At 30.1% G+C, this 21,579-nt stretch carries 22 protein-coding genes and 1 pseudogene; 19 read left to right on the top strand and 4 right to left on the bottom strand.

The window, feature by feature from the left end; genetic code table 11:
• Positions 1-194 precede the first annotated feature (194 nt).
• The 18 genes from menA to G9F71_RS14085 all read left to right on the top strand — a co-directional run bounded on the left by menA (position 195) and on the right by G9F71_RS14085 (position 19,313).
• Positions 195-1,136, top strand: a complete 942-nt coding sequence (menA, locus tag G9F71_RS14170) for a 1,4-dihydroxy-2-naphthoate polyprenyltransferase (protein ID WP_164943583.1) — start codon at positions 195-197, stop codon at positions 1,134-1,136.
• A 212-nt stretch (positions 1,137-1,348) separates the two neighbouring features.
• Positions 1,349-2,284: a ribokinase gene (gene rbsK / locus G9F71_RS14165; RefSeq protein WP_164949756.1), complete on the top strand. Its 936-nt coding sequence runs from the start codon at positions 1,349-1,351 to the stop codon at positions 2,282-2,284.
• Between the two features lie 56 nt (positions 2,285-2,340).
• Positions 2,341-2,736: a D-ribose pyranase gene (gene rbsD / locus G9F71_RS14160; RefSeq protein WP_164949755.1), complete on the top strand. Its 396-nt coding sequence runs from the start codon at positions 2,341-2,343 to the stop codon at positions 2,734-2,736.
• A gap of 39 nt (positions 2,737-2,775) precedes the next feature.
• The gene (locus G9F71_RS14155; RefSeq protein ID WP_164949754.1) at positions 2,776-4,281 is read left to right on the top strand and encodes a sugar ABC transporter ATP-binding protein; all 1,506 of its coding nucleotides are present in this window, start codon (positions 2,776-2,778) and stop codon (positions 4,279-4,281) included.
• Between the two features lie 39 nt (positions 4,282-4,320).
• Positions 4,321-5,250, top strand: coding sequence for an ABC transporter permease subunit (locus G9F71_RS14150; RefSeq protein WP_164949753.1), 930 nt, complete (start codon positions 4,321-4,323; stop codon positions 5,248-5,250).
• Positions 5,251-5,270: 20 nt separating this feature from the next.
• Entirely contained in the window at positions 5,271-6,179 is a 909-nt protein-coding gene (gene rbsB, locus G9F71_RS14145) for a ribose ABC transporter substrate-binding protein RbsB (RefSeq protein ID WP_164949752.1), read from the top strand.
• A gap of 242 nt (positions 6,180-6,421) precedes the next feature.
• Positions 6,422-7,420: a LacI family DNA-binding transcriptional regulator gene (locus G9F71_RS14140; RefSeq protein WP_164949751.1), complete on the top strand. Its 999-nt coding sequence runs from the start codon at positions 6,422-6,424 to the stop codon at positions 7,418-7,420.
• Between the two features lie 276 nt (positions 7,421-7,696).
• Positions 7,697-8,371 (top strand): CPBP family intramembrane glutamic endopeptidase, encoded by a 675-nt coding sequence (locus G9F71_RS14135; protein WP_164949750.1) that lies wholly within the window; start codon positions 7,697-7,699, stop codon positions 8,369-8,371.
• A gap of 242 nt (positions 8,372-8,613) precedes the next feature.
• Positions 8,614-9,357, top strand: a complete 744-nt coding sequence (locus G9F71_RS14130) for an ABC transporter ATP-binding protein (RefSeq protein WP_164949749.1) — start codon at positions 8,614-8,616, stop codon at positions 9,355-9,357.
• Positions 9,357-10,181 (top strand): ABC transporter permease, encoded by an 825-nt coding sequence (locus tag G9F71_RS14125; protein ID WP_164949748.1) that lies wholly within the window; start codon positions 9,357-9,359, stop codon positions 10,179-10,181. Before G9F71_RS14130 ends, G9F71_RS14125 begins: the two co-directional genes overlap by 1 nt.
• Positions 10,182-10,235: 54 nt before the next feature.
• On the top strand, positions 10,236-11,018 hold the full coding sequence (locus G9F71_RS14120) for an ABC transporter permease subunit (protein ID WP_164949747.1): 783 nt from the start codon (positions 10,236-10,238) through the stop codon (positions 11,016-11,018).
• 153 nt (positions 11,019-11,171) lie between these two features.
• The gene (locus tag G9F71_RS14115; protein WP_164949746.1) at positions 11,172-11,858 is read left to right on the top strand and encodes a response regulator transcription factor; all 687 of its coding nucleotides are present in this window, start codon (positions 11,172-11,174) and stop codon (positions 11,856-11,858) included.
• Positions 11,855-13,354, top strand: a complete 1,500-nt coding sequence (locus tag G9F71_RS14110) for a sensor histidine kinase (RefSeq protein ID WP_224626413.1) — start codon at positions 11,855-11,857, stop codon at positions 13,352-13,354. Before G9F71_RS14115 ends, G9F71_RS14110 begins: the two co-directional genes overlap by 4 nt.
• Positions 13,355-13,657: 303 nt before the next feature.
• Positions 13,658-14,344, top strand: coding sequence for a response regulator transcription factor (locus G9F71_RS14105; RefSeq protein ID WP_164949745.1), 687 nt, complete (start codon positions 13,658-13,660; stop codon positions 14,342-14,344).
• On the top strand, positions 14,334-15,821 hold the full coding sequence (locus G9F71_RS14100) for a sensor histidine kinase (RefSeq protein ID WP_164949744.1): 1,488 nt from the start codon (positions 14,334-14,336) through the stop codon (positions 15,819-15,821). Before G9F71_RS14105 ends, G9F71_RS14100 begins: the two co-directional genes overlap by 11 nt.
• 378 nt (positions 15,822-16,199) lie before the next feature.
• Positions 16,200-16,568, top strand: a complete 369-nt coding sequence (locus G9F71_RS14095) for an ArsR/SmtB family transcription factor (protein ID WP_164949743.1) — start codon at positions 16,200-16,202, stop codon at positions 16,566-16,568.
• A gap of 25 nt (positions 16,569-16,593) precedes the next feature.
• Positions 16,594-18,960: a heavy metal translocating P-type ATPase gene (locus tag G9F71_RS14090; RefSeq protein WP_224626411.1), complete on the top strand. Its 2,367-nt coding sequence runs from the start codon at positions 16,594-16,596 to the stop codon at positions 18,958-18,960.
• 125 nt (positions 18,961-19,085) lie between these two features.
• The gene (locus tag G9F71_RS14085) at positions 19,086-19,313 is read left to right on the top strand and encodes a hypothetical protein (RefSeq protein ID WP_164949741.1); all 228 of its coding nucleotides are present in this window, start codon (positions 19,086-19,088) and stop codon (positions 19,311-19,313) included.
• A 46-nt stretch (positions 19,314-19,359) separates the two neighbouring features.
• On the opposite strand, the gene G9F71_RS14080 is transcribed toward G9F71_RS14085, so the two are convergent.
• The 4 genes from G9F71_RS14080 to G9F71_RS14065 all read right to left on the bottom strand — a co-directional run bounded on the left by G9F71_RS14080 (position 19,360) and on the right by G9F71_RS14065 (position 20,920).
• A complete protein-coding gene (locus G9F71_RS14080; RefSeq protein ID WP_164949740.1) occupies positions 19,360-19,812 on the bottom strand; it encodes a Fur family transcriptional regulator in 453 nt (150 codons plus the stop codon).
• A gap of 6 nt (positions 19,813-19,818) precedes the next feature.
• Positions 19,819-20,112 (bottom strand): DUF2325 domain-containing protein, encoded by a 294-nt coding sequence (locus tag G9F71_RS14075; RefSeq protein WP_164949739.1) that lies wholly within the window; start codon positions 20,110-20,112, stop codon positions 19,819-19,821.
• A gap of 44 nt (positions 20,113-20,156) precedes the next feature.
• Positions 20,157-20,429 carry a hypothetical protein gene (locus G9F71_RS14070; RefSeq protein WP_164949738.1) on the bottom strand — a complete coding sequence of 91 codons (273 nt, stop codon included), beginning with the start codon at positions 20,427-20,429 and terminating at the stop codon, positions 20,157-20,159.
• Positions 20,430-20,491: 62 nt separating this feature from the next.
• Complete coding sequence (locus G9F71_RS14065) at positions 20,492-20,920, bottom strand: flavodoxin (protein ID WP_164949737.1); 429 nt, start codon at positions 20,918-20,920, stop codon at positions 20,492-20,494.
• Positions 20,921-21,306: 386 nt separating this feature from the next.
• Between G9F71_RS14065 and G9F71_RS14060 the strand changes: the two are divergent.
• Positions 21,307-21,541, top strand: a pseudogene (locus G9F71_RS14060) (ABC transporter ATP-binding protein); the annotation flags it as partial.
• Positions 21,542-21,579 lie beyond the last annotated feature (38 nt).

Raw genomic sequence — 21,579 nt, 5'->3', positions numbered from 1 at the left:
TGCTAGATATTGTAAACCTTATTATTAAATAAGGTTTACGAATATATTATCATGGATTATTTCCAAAGTCAAACAAAGAGTATAGCTAGCTTTATATATTATACTTTTTTAAATATGCTATAATTAACTTCCTAAGGAATTTGCATTACAAATGTTTATTTCAGAAGTTTATTATTGAATAGGAGGGTTTAAAATTGTCTTTAACTAGTTTCTTTCAATTTATTGAGATTAAAACAAAATTGGCCAGTATGATACCATTTATATTGGGAACACTTTATTCACTATATCGGTATAAAAGCTTTAATTCTAAAAATTTTATTATTATGAGTATATCTCTATTAGCATTTGATATGGCGACAACAGCCATTAACAATTATATTGATTACAAGAAAGCTTTAAAAAGTCAGGAAAATAAAAATGAAATTCCTGGATATGGTTTCAGTGAATCTACAGCCTTAACTATAATTTTCATTTTGCTTTTAATAGCAATTTCTTTTGGAATTTTATTAACTTTAAATACTAATGTAATTGTTCTCTTAATTGGAGTTATTTCATTTTTAGCGGGAATATTATATACCTATGGGCCTATTCCAATTTCACGTACCCCTTTTGGCGAAATATTTTCAGGAGTATTCATGGGCTTTATAATTTTATTTTTATCGCTATATATTCATATATTTGATAAAAATATAGTTTCTTTCATGTATGCTAATAATATGTTAACCTTAAGCCTAAACCTAGTGGAAGTATTTTATATCTTCTTGATTTCCATACCTACAATGTGCGGAATAGCAAACATAATGCTTGCTAATAACATTTGTGATGTTAAAGAGGATATATTAAATAATAGATACACATTGCCACACTATTTAGGTGTAAAAAATGCATTAAAGCTATTTAAAATCTTATATTATATTGGGTACCTAGACATTATAATTTTAGTTATATTGAAAATTTGTCCAGCCATTTCTTTGCTGGTAATTTTGACTATAATACCATTGAATAAAAATATAAAAATATTCTACCAAAATCCCATTAAAAGTAAAACCTTTGTTTATTCCGTTAAAAACTTTGCGCTAATTAACATAGTTCACATTTTATCAGTTTCAATAGCGCTTATATTGAATTTTCATTAAATAATTGCCTGCGGTACTGCAATATTAAGTATAAAGTAACCATCTTAAATAAAAACTATCCATATTGGATGAATTTATTTAAGGTGGTTATTTTAACTTTAACAATTGAAATAAAAAAAATGAATTAGTTATTGACAAAGATTATTTAAACGTATACAATATGTTTAACCGGTTCAGTTAATCGGTTAAGTAAATAAGAGGTGATGTAGTATATGAGTAAAATATGCATACTTGGAAGTTTAAATCTAGATATAGTATTAAAAGTAGAAAACATGCCTAAGATTGGTGAAACTATTTTTGCAAAAAGTTTAACAACTATGCCTGGAGGAAAAGGAGCAAATCAAGCAGTTGCTTCTAGACGGATGGGGTCAGAAGTTTACATGATAGGCAAGGTTGGCTTAGATAGCAATGGTGAATTTTTGGTTGGCAAGCTTGAAAACGATGGCATAAATACCGACTACGTTTTTAAAGATAATAAAGAAACTACGGGCACAGCTATAATTAATGTTAACTGTGAAGGTAATAATTCAATAGTTGTAGTAGCTGGTGCTAATATGAGTATTAATATAGATGAGATAAAGCAAAGCTATTTAATTATAAAGGCTTGTGATGCAATAGTAGCACAATTTGAAACGCCTAGTGAGATTACAATCGCTGCTTTCAATTATGCAAGATCTCAAGGAATTATAACAATACTAAACCCAGCTCCAGCAAAAAAAATAGATGAGAATTTATTGAAATGTACAGATATAATAATTCCTAATGAAACAGAAGCCTGTGAACTTACAGGGATTTTAGTTGAAGACTTAGAAAGTGCTAAAAAAGCTGCTGCAAATTTCATAAAAATGGGAGTGAATTACGTAATAATAACTCTAGGTTCAAAAGGTGCAGCATTAATAACTAAAGAAAAGGCAGAATTAATTCCAGCAATTTTGGTTAATGCTATTGATACAACTGCTGCAGGTGATAGTTTTATTGGGGCAGTAGCAAGTAAATTAGGGTCTGAAGAATTAAACTATGAAAATCTTAAAAAGGCTATAGTTTTTGGTAATAAAGTTTCTTCAATAGTAGTTCAAAGATCAGGAGCACAACCCTCAATACCAAGCTACAAAGAGGTAATAGACATTTACGGTGAAGATTACAATTAATAATTGGGCTTTCCATATAATAATGCATTAAGGAATTACAAAAAGGAGGTATAGTCATGAGAAAAACTGCATTACTAAATTCACAAATATCTGAAGTGATATCTAAAATGGGACACACTGATACCTTAGCTATAGGGGACTGTGGTCTACCAATACCAGATGAAACTAAAAGAATAGATATTGCATTAATCAAAAATATACCAGGGTTTCTTGAAACTTTAACATCTATATTAACAGAACTTCAAATAGAGGAAGTAATAGTTGCTAAAGAGACTTTTGAAGTTAGTCCTCAATTATTTAATGATATAAAAATAGCAGTTGGAGATGTAAAAATTACATTTATAACTCACGAGGAACTAAAATCTCAGTTAAAAGAGTGTAAAGCAGTAGTAAGAACAGGTGAACAAACACCCTATGCAAATGTAATACTAAAATCAGGAGTTGTATTTTAACTATAGTTTACTATAAGTAAGTTTTGAGGAGGAGATTCAATGAATAACATGCAGCCTCTACTTCAGATGAAAAATGTTTCAAAATACTTTCCGGGAGTAAAAGCTCTTGAAGATGTTAAAATAGAAGCTTACAGTGGAGAAGTTCTTGCTCTACTTGGAGAGAATGGGGCAGGAAAATCCACTTTAATGAAAATTTTAAGTGGAGTCTATAATAAAGATACAGGAAGTATTATTATTGGAGGTTCTGAAGTAGATCTAAAAGGTATAAAAGATGCGGAGAAACATGGAATTGGAATTATTCATCAAGAACTAAGTCTTCTTTCTAATTTAAGTATATGGGAAAATATATTTTTAGGAAATGAAGGATTTAATGGAATTACGAGAAGAATAAATAAAAAAGAGCTAAAAGAAAAATCAGAAATTTTACTTAAAGATATTGGGTTCACTATTGATGTGGATACTTTGGTCAAAGATTTAAATGTAGGTGAAATGCAGCTAATAGAAATAGCAAAGGCTCTTTCTAAAAACTCGAAAATAATAATAATGGATGAACCTACAACTGCACTAACTGATGTTGAAACAGATAATCTTTTTAAAGTAATTAACAATCTTAAAAGTAAAAATATGTGTATTGTATACATCTCTCATAGGATGGATGAAATATTTCAAATCTGTGATAGAATAACAGTTCTAAGAGATGGTAAATATATTGGCGAGGTTAAGACAAAAGACATTACTAAAGAAGATTTAATATCAATGATGGTTGGTAGAAAACTAGAAGAACAATTTCCATATAAGGAATCATCTAAGGGGCAAGCTATTCTTAAAGTTGAGAACTTGTGCTTTGCTGAAAAGGTTCGCAATGTTAGTTTTGAAGCAAAGAGTGGTGAAATTCTAGGGATCTCAGGACTTATGGGCTCAGGACGGACAGAAACGGCAAAAACTATATTTGGAGAATATAAAAAATCTTCAGGTAGAATATTTGTCGATGGCTGCGAAGTTAATATTTGTTCACCTAAAGATGCTATTAAAAATGGAATTTGCTATCTTTCTGAAGATAGAAAAAAAGAAGGTCTTATCCTGGGTATGTCAGTTGCAAGCAATATGACCTTAGCTAATCTTAAAAAATATGAAAATGGAGCTAAACGTATAAATAAAGTAGAAGAAGATAAAGAAGTTCAAGAATATATAAAAAAGCTTTCTATAAAAACTCCTAGTGCCCAGCAATTAATTAAAAATTTAAGTGGTGGAAATCAGCAAAAGGTTATATTAGCTAAATGGCTCATGCTTGCACCTAAAGTATTAATCATAGATGAACCAACTAGAGGAATAGATGTAGGCGCTAAGAAGGAAATTTATGATGTTCTAAATGAACTAAAGGCTATGGGCAAAGCAATTATTATGATATCCTCTGATATGCCTGAAATACTTGGAATATGTGATAGAGTATTAATCATGCACGAAGGAGAAATATCTGGTGAGCTATCTCGAGAAGAAGCAACGCAAGAAGCAATAATGAAATATGCGGTGGGCATAACAGATTAATGTTTAAATAAGGCCATCACAGAGGAAGGAGTTTATATTGTGAAAAATAATTTGAAGAATATGGTTTTAAAATATAAATCGCTAATAGGTCTTTTGATATTATGTATAGTTATTTCATTTATTACACCTAGGTTCTTAACAATACCAAATCTTAAAAATGTATTTACTCAAGTTTCAGTAAATGCAGTTATAGCTATAGGAATGTCCTTTGTAATTCTTACGGGAGGAATTGATTTGTCCGTAGGATCTATACTTGCAGTGAGTGGTGCTGCTGCCGCAAGCATAATAAAGTCCACAGGAAACGTATATTTAGCAATAATTGTAGCTTTAGCTATTGGCTGCGCTATAGGGCTTATAAATGGTATCCTTATTTCTAAAGGAAGAATACAAGCTTTCATAGTTACACTAGCTACAATGACTATCTTCAGAGGTGTAACTTATGTATACACAAATGGGACTCCTATATCAGGACTAGGCCAAAGTTTTTCTGGCATAGGTAATAAAATGCTTTTAGGACTACCAATTCCAGTAATATTAACCATTATAGTATTTGGTATAGCATTTTATATTTTAAGTCAGACTAGATATGGTAGATATCTTTATGCATTAGGTGGAAATGAAGACTCAGCAAGATTATCAGGTATTAATACAGATAAAATTAAAACACTTGTATATGTTATCTGTGGTGGAGCAGCTGCCTTAAGCGGAATAATTGTTACTAGTAGAATAGGTTCTGCTTCTCCAAATGCCGGAGTAGGTTTTGAATTAGATGCCATCTCAGCTGTAGTACTCGGTGGTACTAGTTTAGCTGGTGGAGAAGGAAGTGTAGTTGGAACAATAATAGGAGCATTAATAATAGGTGTACTTAATAATGGATTGAATCTTATGAATGTATCACCTTTTTATCAAGCAATAGTTAAGGGCTTAGTTATTCTACTTGCCGTAATGGTTGAAAAAAAGAATAAATAAAAAAATGGAGGATGATTCAAATGAAAAAAAGAACAAAATTATTATCAATGGCATTATCAACTGTACTAATTATGGGAACGTTTGCTGGTTGTGGCACAAAAAAAGCTGCTGAGGGTGGAAAAAAAATTGGAATGGTGGTATCAACTCTTAATAACCCATTCTTTGTATCGATGAAAGAAGGAGCAGAAAAGAAGGCTAAGGAACTGGGGTATGAAATTGTAGTTCTTGACTCCCAAAATGATGCTGCAAAGGAAAGATCTAATGTGGAAGATTTAGTTCAACAAGGGATAGTGACTTTAATCATAAATCCAACAGACAGTGATGCAGTTGCAAACTCAATAAAGGTTGCAAATGATAATAAAATAAAAGTTATAACTGTAGATAGAAAAGCCAATGGTGGAGAAGTTACTTGTCACGTTGCATCTGATAATGTAAAAGGTGGAGAGATGGCAGCAGAATTTATACTAGAAAAATTAAATGGTAAAGGAAACCTAGTAGAATTACAAGGTATTCCAGGAGCCTCTGCTACAAGAGATAGGGGTAAAGGATTCCATAATATAGTAGATAAGAAAGCTGGAGTTAAAGTTGTTTCTAGTCAGGCAGCAGATTTCGATAGACAAAAGGGATTAAACGTTACAGAAAATATTATTCAAGCCACTCCTGCTTTTGATGCAATATTTGCACATAATGATGAAATGGCACTAGGAGCTGCAAAAGCAGCTAAGGCTGCAAATAAAAAAGTGATTATTGTAGGTTTTGACGGTAATGCTGATGCAAAAGCAGCTGTTGCAAGCGGAGAACTGGCAGCTACTATAGCACAAAAACCTGATTTAATGGGATCAGTTGCAGTAGAAAATGCTATTAAAATTGCAAAAGGGGAAACAGTTGCAAAAGAAATTCCAGTAGAACTTCAGCTTATAAAAAAATAGTAATTAAAATATTATTTCCTCAATAATAAAATATATAAAATTATAACCCAGGGGAGTGTCCTCTGGGTTATAATTTTACAATCTGTTTCAATACAAGGTATATTTTGGTATAATTTTATATAAATATATTTATTAACTAAAATTTAAAAATAGTTTTAAATAGATTAATAGCATAAAATGCTAACATTAAATTCTAGATTACTAATCACTAATGACTATTCACTTAAAATCGGAGGAAAATTATGAATAATGTTACAATGAAGGATATAGCAGAAATGGCCGGAGTTTCAAAGGCTACAGTTTCAATGGTTATGAACAAAAAGGATGCTAGTATAAGCGAGGTAACCAGAAAAAGAATATTAAAAATTGCTAAGGAAATGAGCTATATTCCCAATTCCATAGCTAGAAGCCTTAGCACTAAGAAATCCGGTACTATAGGAATTATACTTCCAGATATTACAAATCCGTTTTTCTCAGAAATGGTAAGAGCTATTGAGGATAAGGCAGAGAGGTTAGAATATAATTTGATAATATGCAACACTGATAATGACATAGAGAAGGAACAAAAATATATTGAACTTCTTATAAGTAAACTTATAGATGGCATTATTTTTATGTCAGGCGGTAAAAGTAATGAAAGTATAACCATACTAAAGAATAACAATGTTCCTTTTGTATTAGTTGATAGATATATTGAAGGATATAAGGATGATTACGGAGTTTTTTGCTTAAATAAACAGGGGGTAATAGATGGTGTTCAATACTTATATGAAAAGGGAAACCGTAAAATAGTTTTTGTAAAGGGGAGAGAGGATATAGAAATATCCAAGCAAAGATTAGAAGGATATATCGATGCAATGAAAAATTATGGAATATATGATGAAAAATATATATTTGAAGGAGACTTTAATGTTGAAGGTGGTATTATAGCTACAAAAAAAATAATAAGTTGTTTTCACGATTTAGATGCCATTTTTTATAGTAACGATATGATGGCACTAGGAGGAATGAAAATTTTACTCCGAAATGACTATAAAATTCCACGAGATATTTCAATTATTGGCTTTGACAATATTCATATATCAGAAATTATTGAGCCAGAACTTACAACAATATCGCAACCCATATATATGATGGGAAAAAAAGCTTGCAGTATCTTAATAGATGTAATAAATGGAAAGCTACTTACTGAAAAACAAGTTTACTTTAAAACAGAACTTATTATTAGAGGAACTACATAAATTTTTATTAAAGACGATCCAAGCAATTTAGGGAATGATTATTGGATTTATTTCCTTGGAAATATAATACAATATTTTTCGAAAATTACTGTTTTTTATAAACTTTTTATTAAAAAGGTAAGCTGATAATACATTAGAATACCATTTTGATAATTATTTACTTTAGATAAAATGATATAGAGGAGGGAGTGTAAATCTCCTTCTGAAGGCGTTAATATTGCAGTTTTAAAGAAGATGAACAGCTGCACGGTGATGATTTAATGAAGGAGAGATAACATGAAAAAAAAGTATATAATTTTAAGTTCTTTAGTTGCATGCATTTTATTATATTTTGTAGAACAGGTGCTAGTAGTAAGTTATGTAGTTAAAACTATTATAAAAATCTTATTCTTCATTTTTATTCCTTACGCCTATAGTAAATTTATTAAAAAACAGAAACGTTCAAAGGCTATAAATTATAAGAATATAGATAAAGATCATTTAAAAATGGGTTTTTTATTTGGAATAATGTCCTTTTCTATAGTACTAATTACTTATTATCTATTGAGGAATATTATAGATTTGCAGAGTATATCAGAAAAACTCCAAATCAATTCAAAAATTACTGCTTCAAGTTTTATTTATGTTGGATTGTATATAACATTTGGAAACTCTTTTTTAGAGGAATATTTTTTTAGGGGTTTTATTTTCTTAAATCTTTATGAACTTAAATCGAAAAAATTCGCATACATATATTCTTCGCTTCTATTTGGGTTATATCATATCGCAATTTTTAAGACATGGTTTAATAGTGGACTTGTTGGGTTAGCGCTAATAGGACTAATTAGCATAGGATTTATATTTAATTGGCTTGATACGAAATCTAAAAATTTTATTAACTCATGGATAGTACACATTCTTGCAGATAGTGCAATTATTATAATTGGATTAAGAATGTTTGGAATAGTTTAAAAGTTTTTCTTTAATCGAATAACTCCAAAAGACCAATTAACTAAATACAGTTAATTGGTCTTTTGAGTTATCTCAATTTATATAAATTTTTGTTATTCTTTATGAAATCTTTATAATTACCTCTTATACTTAAAATATAGTCAAACAAACCAGTTAATTTTAAATAATGAAGCATTTACCATTAGTATAAATTAGATTTACAAATTGAAATCATAATTAGAATAATTTAGGAGGGGTATTATATGAAAAATGTAATGGAAGTTAAAAATGTAAGTAAGAGAATTAAAGGCAGAACTATTATAGAAGATGTGTCTTTTGAAATTAAAAAAGGAGAAATATGTGGGTTTGTAGGACCTAACGGGGCAGGTAAAACTACTATTATTAGGCTTCTTACAGGACTTATTAAACCTAATGCTGGAAAACTTTTAATCAATGAAATAGATGTTACAAAGCACAGAAAACAAGCTCTAGTAAAACTTGGTGCTATAGTAGAATCGCCAATATTCTTTAACTATATGACTGGAAGGGATATTTTGATAAATCTTGTGAGGTTACATCCTAATATCGCCAAAGAAGAAAGATTTAATAGGGTGGAAGAGGTTTTGGACATTGTAAACTTGAGTAAAAGGGGAAATGATAAGGTTTCTACTTATTCACTTGGAATGAATCAAAGATTAGGTATAGCTCAAGCTCTTTTAGGAAAGCCAGAAATAATTATTTTAGATGAACCAGCTAATGGTCTTGACCCTCTTGGAATGAAGGAGTTAAGAGAACTTATTCTTAAACTAAACAAAGAACAGGGAATATCATTTTTAGTATCTAGTCATCTGTTAGATGAACTTCAAAAGATTTGTACGAAATTTGTAATAATAAATGAAGGGAAATTAAAATTCAAAGGAACTTCTGAAGAATTTTTCTCAATAAGTGAAGGTAGTATTGAAGACATATTCTTGCAGGTTTTAGGTGGCAAAGGGGAATCAGCATAATGGAACTTTATAAAAGTGAATTCGAAAGAATATGGAAAAGGCGTTTGACCTGGATTTGTTTTATACTTATTCCATTGTCCATAGCTGGAGCCTCAAAATATTACCTAAGTAATAATTATAGTCATGCAGTTACTAGTGCTGAATTTGTATCTTTTGGAAATTACCCCTTTATGATATTTCAAGAAGTGTTAGTTACATTATTTAATATATTCACTATGTTGTTTGTTTGTATGTGTGTTACTGAGGAGTATAGAAGCGGAGAAATACGATTAGTTATGATTAGAGGGTATTCATTTTTAGAGATATATTTTGCTAAAGTAGCCGCCATAATTACTACAATGCTTATATTTTTTCTGACTTTCTTTCTACTAAGTACGGTATGGGGGTACTTCGCAGCCACTAGATTAGATAAGGTAATGCTTTTCTATCACAGTAATTCAGTAACAATTTTAAAGGCCTTTTTATATTCTGGGAAATATTATGCATTAGGTTTTTTAACTACTATGGCTATGCTTTCAGTATTTATGGTGTTTGCTGTTAAGTGTAAAACTGTAACCGGAGCTATGGGTTGTAGTATAGCTGTAATAATCGGTGGTTTAGTATTTTCAGAAGTAATTATATATTTTGGTTCTATTTTAGGAAAAAACCTAATTACACATTTATATTTTTCCACAATCACTAAAATACAACACCTTGGAATATGCATGGTTTTATCAGAAAAACCTACACTAGCACCTTGGATTATTATTGTTCTGATTTCTCACATAATATTTTTTGGTGGAATAGCCTGTAGGATATTTACTAAAGAGGATCATCTTATTTAAGCAAATTGATGTCTTATAAAACAATTATATAAATTATAAAATGGAGGTAATAAAATGAAAGAATTGATAATTAGTGAATTTTCAAGAATGCGCAGTAGAAAGAAAAATAAGATATGCTTACTTATAATGCTTTTTAGTTTTATATTTTCAGTAATCTGGTATAAAACATCATTTTTAGGATGTGGAATAGGATTTTATGCTCCGAATATAAAGGCCGAAATAAACTCTTTGAATTTTACAGTATTTTTTCTTAAGGACATGACATTTATACTATTTATACTGGTACTTCCAATGCTTTTTACAGATAGTTTAAGCGGAGAATTTGAATCAGGTGATTATAGATTAATATTAACAAGACCTTATACTAGAACTGAACTATGGTTATCAAAATTAATAGTCCAATGCTTATTTACAATGTTTATTCTTGTTACATTCTTTATACTTTCTACAATAATTGGATATGTTGTTTTTCCAAAGGTCATTACAACTACCTTTTATACTAGCTCTAAAGTTTACAATGCTACAGCAGCTTTTGTATATAATTTCAAGATAATTGTACTCTTGTATCTTGTTAGTAATGCTATTTTAGCTATAGCAGCTTTAATTTCTTCAATTATTCCAAAGGTTGTAGCATCCTTTATAATTCTTTTAAGTTTTTTAATTGGTAGTGTATATGTTGGTCATGGAGTAGATATTTTGGTTATGCCTTTTGATAAGATAATAAGATTGTTAAGTTTGGGAGAGCGACAGGAGGTTTATATTCCGGTTATAGGATTTTTGATTATAGGATTAGCACTTAGCATATTAGTTTTTAACAAGAAAGATTTAAGGATATAAGATAATTAGATTTTTCATAACATAGGTAAAAGAGTTTAACGACATTTCAGCAGCGCAGGTGATGATTTAATTCTTCTACCAATGTTATGTTTTATGCTTTTGTAATGGTATAATATATATTAATTTGAAAATATATCAAGAGGGGCTATGATTATGAGAGAAAAAATACTAATTGTAGATGATGAAGAAGATATAGTATCTTTTATTAAAGATTATCTAGAAGATGAAGGGTATGAAGTTTACACAGCTAATAATGGTCGCGAAGCTTTACTAGCTTCAACGAAAGCTCTAGATCTTATTTTACTAGACATAATGATGCCTGATTTTGATGGGTTTGAAGTATGCAAGAAAATAAGGGAAGACGTTTCCTGCCCTATAATATTTTTAAGTGCTAGGCAAAGTGAAAGTGACAGAATTAAAGGCCTTGGGGTGGGTGGAGATGATTATATAGTAAAACCTTTTAGCATAAAGGAGCTCAAAGCAAGAATTGAAGCTCATCTTAGACGTGAAAAGAGAGTTCCAGTAAATAATAAAGCAAAAATAAGTTTTGAAAAGCTTACTTTAGATCTTAATGCTCATAAAGTGTATTACGGAGAAGAAATAATTTTACTTACAGCTAGAGAGTTTGGTATTGTGGAATTTCTTGCGCTACATTCAGGGCAAGTATTTTCTAAAGAACAAATTTATGAAAAAGTGTGGGGATATGATGCAGAAGGTGATTCTAGTACAGTAGCAGAACATGTAAAGAAGATAAGAGCTAAACTTATAAAAGTAGATGCACAGTTTAACCATATATCAACTGTATGGGGTGTAGGTTATAGATGGGAGAGATGCAAATGATGAAAAAAGCATCTCTTAAGGTTCAAATCATCACTACCTTTATATTAATTATTTTTCTCAGTGTCATATGTACTTTAGGTACAGTTGTTACATATGTATTTGTAATGTTTAGGGGTGAAAAGCCTATAATAGCACAAGCTAATTATTATGAACAACAGATTCCAAATATTGAAAAATTTATAAATAGTAAAGGATACAGTTTATTGAATTATAAAAGTAAAATATCATTAGAAAAAATAACACCTGTTTCTGGTATTAAATATCAAGTAATAGATATTAAAGGCAATGCTATATATGGAACTTTACAAGGAAAATTAATTAAAGATAAAAAAGCTTTAATTAACTCTATTAACTCTATTAACGAATATGAGGATTATAAAAAAACAGGATTTTCTATATTTGGAGCTCGCAAAATTAAATTCATACCGATTATGGATAATGAAGGCAATTTAAAGGGAACTGTTGCACTTCAGTATGATATCAAACCAAGTATAGCAAATAAAAAACATGAGACATTAGTGTTAGCTTTTCAAACTTTCTTGATGTTTTCGCCCTTCATATTTATAATTTTTTTCACTCTTATTTTAACCAGAAAGCTCATTTACACAATTCAAACTCCAATAGCAGAGATAATAGCTGCATCGAATAAAATAAAGGAGAAAGATTTAGATTTTGATATAATCTATAAGAGTAATAATGAACTAGGCAAACTGGCGGCTTCATTCCAGGATATGAAAAATGCTTTGAAGGAAGCTCTTCACAATCAATGGATTATGGAAGAGGATAGAAAAGAAATGATAAAAGCCATAGCCCATGATTTAAAGACACCAATTGCTATTATACAAGGACATGTGGAGGTGCTTCTTTGCGGAAATACTAACAATCCTATTAGGTTAGAAAAATATCTAAATACCATAAAGTCCAATACAGAAAGAATGGGCAAGTTAATAAGTGACATGAATACTGCAGCAGAGATTGAAAGGCAGGACTTTGATTTAAATGGGGTAAAACTTAATATTATTGAATTTTTAGAAAACAAGGTAGATGATTATGTGATTTTATCAAACTGTAAGAATGTTGAATTTAAGCTGTGCATTGAAGATGAGAGAATAATAACTACTGAGGTTTTTATAGATATTCAAAGGGTAGAACAGATTTTAGATAATATAATTTCCAATGCATTAAGATATACTCCCGAGGGAAAAAGTATAAAAATGATTGTTAAAATAACTTCTACAATTATGAGTTTCACCATAGAGGATGAAGGTGAAGGTTTTGAAGAAAAGGATTTGCCTTATGTATTTCAAAAGTTTTATAAAGGAGATGCTTCTCGTTCTAGGGAAAAAGGGCATACAGGATTAGGAATGTTTATTGTGAAAACATTGGTTGAAAAACATAATGGCTGGATTGTAGCAGAAAACAGAAAGAGAGGTGGCGCTAGAATAAAGTTTGTAATAAAAGAAATTCACACTCCGGCTTTTGTAATTAAATCATAAATTATTCTTATTCATAAGCTGTTAACAAATTTGCCATTTAACTGCCATGATGTACCTTTATTATATAGATAAAGGATAAATTCATTAGCATGCTAATAAAATGATTAAATTTAATATACTAATTTGTACTTCCTCTGTGAATCCCCTTTTGCAGAGGGAATTTTGATTTTATGTTAGATAAATATAATAAATTATGATTATTGCGGGTGTTATTATATAATATAAAATAGAGTTAGAAATTAACATTTAAATTTAGTGATAGAGCTGATTTGTGAAAAGCTTTTAATAAAGGAGAAAAATTATATGAATGAAACCATTTTAATAGTAGATGATGAAGAAAGAATTAGAAATCTTGTTTCAATTTATTTAAGAAAAGAGAAATATACTATTTTACAAGCTGAAAATGGCAGTGAAGCTGTAGATATATTCAATAAAAATAAAGTGGATTTGATTATTTTAGATGTAATGATGCCTATTATGGATGGTTGGGACGTCTGTAAGGAAATAAGGAAAACCTCCAATATTCCTATTATAATGCTCACAGCCAAATCTGAAGAAGATGATGAATTATTAGGGTTTGAACTCGGCACAGATCATTATATCACTAAGCCTTTTGTTCCAAAGCTATTAGTTGCTAAAGTAAAAGCGATTATTAGACGGACTCATAGTACTGATGGTATTCTTAATGAAGGAGATAGCTTTGATGGCCTTGTAGTTGATAATTTAAGCCATGAGGTTTCTGTAGACAATATTGAGATTAATTTATCCCCAAAGGAATTTGAACTACTAAATTACTTTATACTTAATAAAAGAATCGTATTAAGTAGAGAAAAAATATTAGATGCGCTATGGGGTATTGACTACTTTGGAGATTTAAGAACAGTGGATACTGTTATAAAAAGATTAAGAGAAAAGCTAGGCGAAAAATCTTACCTTATAGCAACTATAAGAGGTGCTGGATATAAATTCGAGGTGAAAAATGAAAAGTAAAAAGAGCATTACTAGAAAGCTTTTCGCTATAACCTCTATAGTTTTTGTGATTTTCATAACTACTAATTTGATAGTTCAGTCCCAGTTTTTTGAGCAGTTTTATAAAAAATGGAAAATAGACAATCTTGAAACTAACCTTGTTAAATTCAAAAGTCAATATAGTCTGCTCCAAAAAAATGAAGATGAGGTTAACCTAATTAGTTCTTTTGAAGAAGCGAATAATTATAAAATAATTATACGAGATAGATTAGGAAATTTGAAATATCTTGCAAAAACAGCTGATGTAAGAAAAGACTCCATAAAAGTTAGAATCATGAACCAAATAATGTCATCTGAAATAGAAAATCAGGGTGGTATTACTAAATTTAAAGATGAGGGAAAACCCTTTATTTTTATTACGCAGCAAAACCCCGATATGCCTAAAAGTATAGCAGGTATATTATATGATGAAAAGAAAGATGAAACTGTGTGTGCTTTTTCTTCACTACAGCCAGTAAATGAAGCAGTCCAAGTTATAAAGGAATTTTATTTGTATTTTTATATAGGTGCTCTAATTACAATTTTACTTCTTTCTTTCTTTTACTCAAACATGATTGCAAAGCCACTTATAAAAATAACCAAAACGGCTTCTAAAATGGCAAAGCTTGATTTTACAGAAAAATGTGAGGTTAAAAGTGAAGATGAAATAGGTGCTCTAGCTACTTCACTTAATCTTCTATCAGAGAATTTAAATGAAGCATTAACCTCACTTACAGATGCTAATACACAATTAGAAAAAGATATTGAAAAAGAAAAAAAATTAACAGAGATGAGAAAAGACTTTGTAGCAGCGGTTTCTCATGAGCTTAAAACACCTATTACCCTTATAGAAGGGTATACCTTAGCTTTAAATGATGATGTTTTAGAAGGGGAAGAAAAACAATATTTCATTGATGTAATTATGGATGAATCTAGGAAAATGAACAGTTTAGTATCAGATATGTTGGATTTATCTCAATTAGAATCTGGAAATTTTAAATTGACTAAAGAAGAATTCACTCTTCATGAACTAGTAAAATCAGTTACTAAGAAATTTTCATCCCTACTTAATGAAAAACAAATTAAACTAGGATTAAACTTTATTGAAGATATAAAAGTCAATGCAGATTGGAACAGAATAGAACAGGTAATAACAAACTATATGACCAATGCAATAAGACATACGCAGGAAGGTGGGTCTATAACAGTAACCATGATAAATAGAGAAGATACTATTTGTGTTGAAGTAGAAAATAGCGGAAACAAAATTGATCTTTCAGAAACAAGTAAGATATGGGATAACTTCTACAAAATCGATAAATCAAGGACTAGAAAACTTGGAGGCACAGGTCTAGGTCTTTCCATAGTTAAAAATATAATCTTACTTCATGGTGGTACCTGCGGAGTGGAAAATACAGAAATGGGAGTTAAATTCTATTTTATTTTAACAAAACAATAATGTGGCTGTAATTATAGCTCCTATGGTGTGAAATGCATAAACTTTTGGCAATATAATAGTAATATAAAGACGGTATGAAAAAGAGAATGTAGCTAGATTTGTGTAAATAAATCTAGCTACATTCTTTTTTTTGTGGCGAAGGCAAGGATTAAATCAATAAGGCGATGAGAGCGTGGCTTAACTATTTGGTTTAGGTAGGTTTTTAATTTAATTAGTTGCAAGGTGTGATTATGATTTTTCATACAAATAATAACTATGGCTTTATTTTTTCCTGCGGGAATAACTTGACTTAAAAAAAATTTGGTAATATAGTATATATGAACATACAAACACATGAACAGATGAATACATATAGTAACGGAGAGGAGAGGTGATACAATGGAAAAAACTTTTGATAATATAGAAAGCTGCAATTGTACAATAATACATGAGGATATAGTCAAGAAGGTAAAAGCACAGCTGCTAACTGAAGAAAAATCATACAATCTTTCAGAGTTTTTTAAGGTCTTTGGGGATAATACAAGGATAAAAATAATACAGGCTCTTTCTATGGAAGAAATGTGCGTTTGCGATATTTCAGTATTATTGAATATGAGTCAATCAGCCATATCACACCAGTTAAAAGGTTTAAGGCAATCAAAGTTAATTAAACCACGAAAAGAAGGTAAAGTTGTCTACTATTCATTAGATGATGACCATATTAAACAAATATTTAATCAGGGATTACAACACATTAATGAAAAATAAAATAATTTATTCGGGAGTGGTGCAAATGAGCTCAAATATAAAAACAGAACTTAGCTTGGATGGTTTAGATTGTGCAAATTGTACAGTAAAGATTGAAACAAAGGTAAAAAATATTAGTGGAGTGAGATCAGCCTCAGTAGATTTCGTTTCAAAGAAATTATTTTTAGAAGTTAATAGCAAAGATGGATTACCTGGCATCATTGAAGAAGTAAAGGTTATTGTTAAAAAGATTGAACCTGATGTTGTTGTACGTGAAAAGATTATTCAAAAGGCTGAAAAGAAAGTAGTGACTTTAATGGGGCTTTGCTGTGCTAATTGTGCAGTAAAGATTGAAACAAATGTACAAGATATTAGTGGCGTAAAATCAGCCTCAGTAGATTTTGTTTCAAAGAGATTATTTATAGAAGTTAATAACAAAGATGAATTACCTAGCATCATTGAAGAAGTGAAGGTTATTGTTAAAAAGATTGAACCAGATGTAAAAGTCGTAACAGAGGATGAAAAGAAAGAACAAGTTGATAATAGCCCTGGCGAAGGAGAGAAGAATAGAAAAGAACTTATAAGATTAAGCATTGGTGCTGCAATTTTTGGTGCTGCTATGGTATTTAAATTTTCTACTACAATTGAATTTACTTTGTTTTTCATCAGTTATATTTTAGTTGGTGGAGAAGTGTTATTAAGAGCATTTAGGAACATTTTAAGAGGTGAAGTTTTTGATGAAAACTTCTTAATGAGTATAGCGACTATTGGTGCATTTTCTATTAAACAGTTTCCAGAAGGTGTAGCAGTAATGTTGTTCTATCAAGTTGGAGAATTCATTCAGGGTATAGCAGTAAATAATTCAAGAAAATCTATTTCTGCTCTTATGGATATAAGACCTGATTATGCTAACTTAAAGGTAGGAAATGATTTACAACGAGTATCTCCGGGTGATGTTAAAGTAGGAGACCTCATTGTAGTTAAACCAGGGGAAAAAGTTCCACTTGACGGTAAGGTAGTGGAAGGTAAATCAATGCTTGATACCTCTGCATTAACAGGTGAATCCGTACCACGTAGCGTAGAAGCCCCAAATGAAGTTTTAAGCGGATCTATCAATAAGAACGGGCTTTTAACAATAGAAGTTACAAAGGAATTTGGAGAATCTACTGTTACAAAGATATTGGAGTTAGTTCAAAATGCAAGTAGTAAGAAGGCACCAACAGAGAAGTTTATAACAAAGTTCGCAAGATATTATACTCCAGGAGTAGTTATCGTTGCAGTTTTATTGGCAGTTATTCCGCCTTTAGTAATGCAAGGTATCACGTTTTCAGAATCCATATATAGAGCATTAGCATTTCTAGTTATATCTTGTCCATGTGCATTGGTTATTTCAATCCCACTTGGATTCTTTGGGGGTATTGGTGCAGCATCAAAGAACGGTATATTAATTAAAGGTAGTAACTATCTTGAAGCACTTAATAATGTTGACATAGTAGTATTTGACAAGACTGGTACACTAACAAAAGGAGTATTCAAGGTTACTGAAATAAATGCACAAAACAGTTTTGTTAAAGATGACTTATTAGAATATACTGCGTATGCTGAAAGTTATTCTAATCATCCAATTGCAGCTTCAATAATAAAAGATTATGGCAAAGAAGTTAACAAAAATGAAATCGAAAACTATGATGAAATATCAGGTCACGGTATAAAGGTAAATGTTAAAGGAAAAGAAGTTTTAGCAGGTAATATAAAACTAATGAATAAAGAAAATATTGTTTTCAAATATGTTGAGGTGGCTGGAACCGTAGTTCATGTGGCTATTGATAAAAAATATGCTGGATATATCATTATATCAGACGAACTAAAAGAAGATTCTAGAGAGGCCATAAAAGGATTAAAGCAGATTGGTGTTAAAAAGACTGTAATGCTTACTGGTGATAATAAGTCGATAGCAAGTAAGATTTCAGATCAATTGGGACTTGATGAATTCTATGCGGAACTACTTCCAGTTCAAAAGGTTGAGAAATTGGAGATACTTGACAAAGAAAAAAGATCAAAAGGAAACCTAATTTTTGTTGGTGATGGTATAAATGATGCACCAGTTCTTGCAAGGGCAGATATAGGAATTGCTATGGGAGGATTAGGCTCAGATGCTGCCATTGAAGCAGCAGATATTGTTATAATGACTGATGAACCATCAAAAATAGTTTCCGCAATTAAAATAGCAAAAAGAACAAGAAGAATTGTTTGGCAAAATATAGTTTTTGCAATGGGAGTGAAACTTATATTCTTAGCACTTGCGGCCATTGGAATAGCAACAATATGGGAAGCAGTTTTTGCAGATGTTGGGGTTACTGTAATTGCAGTATTAAATTCTATGAGAGTTATAAAAGTTGGTGAAATAAAATAACAAATATGCGGCTTTTTAGCCGCATATTATATATGGGGGTGAATGTAGAATTAGTCTTTTAAACTAATCGATTATGTCCTATAAAACAGGAAGTAAACTATGGAATTTATTGAAGTGGTGGAAAGGTGGAGAAATCTTTATTTGAATTAGAATTACTTACTATTATAAAAAACGGACTTATGGAAGATAAAAGAGTTTGTCATGATTTTATTATTGGACAAGGAGGGGTTTTGCCACGAAGCGTATGCACGTCAATGGTTATAAAGGATAACGAAGAAATATTTGGTATAATAGGAGGCGGGGCATGTGTAAATGTATGTAAATTTAATGCTTTTGCGAAAGTAAATAGTTAAATTATGTTTTTGCTCATAAATAAGGTGAAAATATTCAACATTGAATTTAGAGTTTCAGCTTACATTCTTCGCAAATTCCGGATAATACAACACTAGTACTTATAACTGTAATTTTTTGTTTTTTATTTAATTCTTTTATTAAAACATTTGAAATTTCTGATATTTCGCCTTCGCTTATATCTATTATTTTATTACATTTAATACATTCAGCATGTATGTGAAACTTATTGTTACCTATTTTCTCTAACTTGTAATAGTTAGTATTAGCGATATTTATCCTTTTTAAAATACCAGCTTCTTCTAAAATTATAATATTCCTATAGATTGTGCTAACACCTATGTTTTCGTTTTTGAGTTTACTATAAATTTCATTAACATTCATAAGCATATCATTTTCAAAAATCACCTTTATTATTAGATATCTTTGGTAAGTATGTTTATATCCTTCACGTATCAATTGGTTTCCAATATATTCAATGTATTTATTTTTATTAATCATTTTTTATTAAACCTCTATCTCCTTAATGTACTTTTGTATTTCTTTTTCCATGTGTGTCCATGAACGTTTAGAGAATGCAACTTTTACATTAGCTTTCCTTGATTCTTCTTTAACAACCGTTGTTAATTGGTGACCTACAAAGTCTACCAGAATCATTACTAAATCTATATTTCGAGGTATTCTGAAATTTTTAGCATCATTTTTTCTACCAGTTATATGTTCTATGTCGTTGAATCCATTCTTTATTAGATTTTTAGTAATACTGCCAAGATTATCTCCACCTATGAGTAATATTCCCATAGTTTCACTTCCTTTTATACATATTATGATATTCATTTTTATTATTATTCATATGCTAGGTTTTGGTCTTTATTTAATAGGTCTGTTGGTTTCATCCCTTTCATCATTAAGTTCATGATGGTAGATTTAATTTCATTTTTATATTTTTCCCATATGTTATTTGAGTTTCTATTAGTATTACTAAAATTAATTAAAGAGGATGTCTTATGTTTTTTGATAGTTGGCCCTGCATTACGTATTATTATTGAATATAAATAATCCAAATCATCGTAATTATTTACAATTTTTAAAAATTTATTTAATTTTACTATTCCCATAAAACACCCTCTATTAATTTCACGATAGTATTAATACTATCGATTTTATATTAAAAATATTTTTATTTTGTGGATAATAACGCGCCTATTTCCTTACATCTTTCAATACCTTCTTTGTCAGCATCGTTATTAATTATAAGTCCATCTACTATAACATTCGCACCATATTTCTCCATTCTTTCTTGCCAATCAGTCATCCATTCTCCATTGCCCCATCCATAAGAACCAAATAGAACAATATTTTTGCCACTTACTACACTAGCAATTGACTCAATAAACGGTTCCATTTCTGATTCCTCAAGCTGCTCTGCGCCCATAGATGGGCATCCAAAAGCTATTACATTTGCATTTATTACGTCATCTACTTTTGCGTCACCCACATTAAGCAATTTAACGTTTGAATCTTCATTTTTTGCGCCTTCCATAATCCCTTCTGCCATAGCCTCAGTATTTCCTGTTCCACTCCAATAAATAATTACTACATTTTTCAAATTAATTTCCTCCTCATTTATATTCCTATTGTTCTATAAATATCAACACCTTTTAGAATTAAGTGTTTGTAAGCTATAAAAATTTTAATTGCATTTTTAAATTTAGGTTATATACTCTCGTTGTGATGATATTGATTATCGTTATCAACTACATTATAATATATTTAAGTTAGGGAGTTTTTAAAATTATTACTATCTTTTTTAAAAATATTAAGGAAATGCTATGAAAAATTTACTCAATCATACTGAGCTAGCCTTAAATATTTAAATCTGCATTCAAAAATATCTGTTCTGTTTCTCTTCTGAGGGAGATAAAAAAGTTCTTGCACTCGATAATCTGTAAAGAGAAATTGTTTGAATACTAATCAACACTTAAAATTTACCATCCAAGAAATGAAAGGCAGTTACAATTAGCTATTGAAGAACTGACCAAAAATAAGACAATTATTATGATTGCCCATAGACTGAAAACAGTCAGAGCAGCAAATCAGATTATAGTGATACACAATGGAAGAATTGTGCAAAGTGGCACACATACTCAATTAATTAAGAAATCAGGCATCTATGCGGATTTTATAGGTATTCGCAAAAAAAGCAATTGGATGGAAGTTATCAAAATAAACCTTAGATTTACTTATGACGGGAAGAATAATATTATC

Source organism: Clostridium sp. FP2 (genome assembly GCF_011065955.2).
Classification (GTDB): Bacteria; Bacillota; Clostridia; order Clostridiales; family Clostridiaceae; genus Clostridium_AD; species Clostridium_AD tagluense.
Note: the sequence above shows the minus strand (reverse complement) of the source record. Positions and strands in the feature narration are given on the sequence as shown.